At 43.4% G+C, this 2,274-nt stretch carries 3 protein-coding genes; 1 reads left to right on the forward strand and 2 read right to left on the reverse strand.

The genetic code is table 11. The features are described 5' to 3' along the window. Positions 1-11: 11 nt before the first annotated feature. Positions 12-710 carry an ABC transporter ATP-binding protein gene (locus tag A3739_RS25430; protein ID WP_068475854.1) on the reverse strand — a complete coding sequence of 233 codons (699 nt, stop codon included), beginning with the start codon at positions 708-710 and terminating at the stop codon, positions 12-14. A gap of 34 nt (positions 711-744) precedes the next feature. Here A3739_RS25430 and A3739_RS25435 point away from each other — a divergent pair, with 34 nt between their 5' ends. After that, on the forward strand, positions 745-1,386 hold the full coding sequence (locus A3739_RS25435; protein ID WP_068475834.1) for an arylesterase: 642 nt from the start codon (positions 745-747) through the stop codon (positions 1,384-1,386). On the opposite strand, the gene A3739_RS25440 is transcribed toward A3739_RS25435, so the two are convergent. Further along, positions 1,383-2,274, reverse strand: an 892-nt coding sequence (locus A3739_RS25440) for a YheT family hydrolase (RefSeq protein WP_156502832.1), incomplete at its 5' end; no start/stop codon positions are given. The two genes, A3739_RS25435 and A3739_RS25440, sit on opposite strands and share 4 nt — an antisense overlap.

The raw sequence follows: 2,274 nt of genomic DNA on the forward strand, positions 1-2,274 counted from the left end.
GAAAAGACACCTCAGACCTCCTCGTTATGCGTTACTAATGCGCCCTGATCGATCGTGAGTTTTTGAGTGCATCGGTTTGCCAGCTCGTCATCGTGAGTAACTAAAATAAGCGTCACTCCTTGCTCCTCATTGAGCTCAAAAAGCAGATTGGCAACAGAATGGCCTGTATTGGAATCAAGATTGCCAGTTGGTTCATCGGCAAATAAAATCGAAGGTTCACAAGCGAAAGCGCGTGCAATCGCTACGCGCTGCTGCTCACCACCAGACAATTGCTTAGGAAGGTGATTGGCTCGTTCCGCTAAACCAACCCGCTCAAGAAATGATTGTGCTTTTGACTCTGCGTTTTGTTCGCCCGCTAAGTTAAGAGGCAGGGTTACATTTTGAAGCGCCGTAAGATGATCTAGTAGATGGAAAGATTGAAAAACGAAACCAACGCGCTCTTTTCTTAGTTTTGCGCATTCGTCTTCAGATAGAGATGAAATATTTATTTCATCAATTTTCACGCTACCACTACTCGCGTTATCTAAACCTGCGAGAATGCCTAAAAGCGTTGTTTTACCAGAACCAGAACGACCAACTAGCGCACAACTGCCCCCTGCAGGTACACTGAAAGATATATCACTAAGAACCTGCAGTGAACCTGTTTCTAGTTCTACTCGTTTACTGACTGAATCTACCAATAACGAAGACGCGTTTACTGTGTTAGTCAACACTGTTTACAAACCTCAAAAATAAGATGCACTAATGACTCAAACGAAATTCAAGCGACTGTTTTTGTTACTAATAAGCTTAACGCTTTATACGCAGTCAACGATAGCTTCGACCACATTAAAAAGCCGTATACTCATACTCGGAGACAGCCTCAGTGCAGCGTATGGAATACCTTACGAACAAGGTTGGGTAGCACTGGCGCAAAAAGAAATCGACGACAAAGCAATCATCACAAACGCCAGCATCAGCGGTGAAACGACTGTAGGGGGACTTCAAAGCCTACCAGGACATCTAGAGCGCGTTCAGCCAGACGTCGTTGTAATAGAGCTTGGAGCAAATGATGGTTTAAGAGGGTTTCCATTGCCTGGCATTAAAAACAACTTGCAAGCCCTAGTTGACCTATCAAAGCAAGCAAACGCAAAAGTGGTTCTTCTGGGCATACATATCCCACCGAATTATGGAAAGCGTTATACCGAAGGGTTTTATCAAAACTTCTTAAATATAGCCGAGCAAAATGAGTTAGAGTTTGTTCCATTTATGCTTGACGGTGTCGCATTGAAATCTGAGCTAATGCAATCAGACCGGCTTCATCCAAATGCTGATGGACAACCAATTATTTTGAATAATGTATTGCCTGCTATCACGAGAGCTTTAGATGAGCTGCACGCAGATTAAATGTATTCTCTTAAGAATCTTAAACCCTCTGTCTCAGAGTAATAAGTAGATCCCTTTGCGCCAAAACCAACGTGGCCACCTTTTTTTAAAGGTCGAAAGAAGAAGCTACTATTTTGCTTAGCCTCTTCAAAAGGAAAGCACCTCTCACTAAGAAATGGATCATCCAAAGAACTGACTAGAAGCGTTGGAATATTTATATTGGGGATATGGGGAAGACAACTGCTTTGTACCCAGTAATCTAGTGCGCTAGTAAAACCATTCATCGGCGCTGTATATCGTCCATCGAAATCAGCAAATGTCTTGATTTTTTTGAATCCATCAAGCGAGACCTGACCCGGAAACATCTCAGCCTTTAGTTTCAACTTCTCGTACAGAGAGGCCAGAAAGTTTTTCATATAGATTCGATTGATCGGTTTTGCCAATACCTCTGAGCTCGAGACCAGATCACAGGGAACNGAAAAAGTAACAGCCGCGGAAATCTTGTTGTTTACTTGATTGCGATCCCGTCCTAAATACAAAAGCGTTTTGTTCCCACCAATGCTGAACCCGCATAGCGCAATATTCTGATAGCCCATACTATCAACGTGATCGATGAGCAGTGATAAATCATCTATCGATCCGCTATGGTAACTTTGCAGTTTGTTATTGGCCCTGCCGCCACAACCTCGATAGTTCCAGGCAACTACGTCCCACCCTTCATCAATCGCACGAGACACCATGCCCAACACGTATGGTCTGCGACTATGACCCTCGAGTCCATGACTTACAATCAGCACTCGATTGCTACCTTGCGAATATCTATCAAACCAAAACTTATCACCATCTGGCGTACTAATGGATGATTCGACTCTTTTAAACCGGATGTTTTGCACCCTTCTAAAAGAACAA

It is taken from the genome of Oleiphilus sp. HI0067 (genome assembly GCF_001635735.1).

Bases quoted from the DNA above. Each gene is read 5' to 3' on its own strand.
- A3739_RS25435 (WP_068475834.1), top strand. From the start codon at position 745: ATGACTCAAACGAAATTCAAGCGACTGTTTTTGTTACTAATAAGCTTA.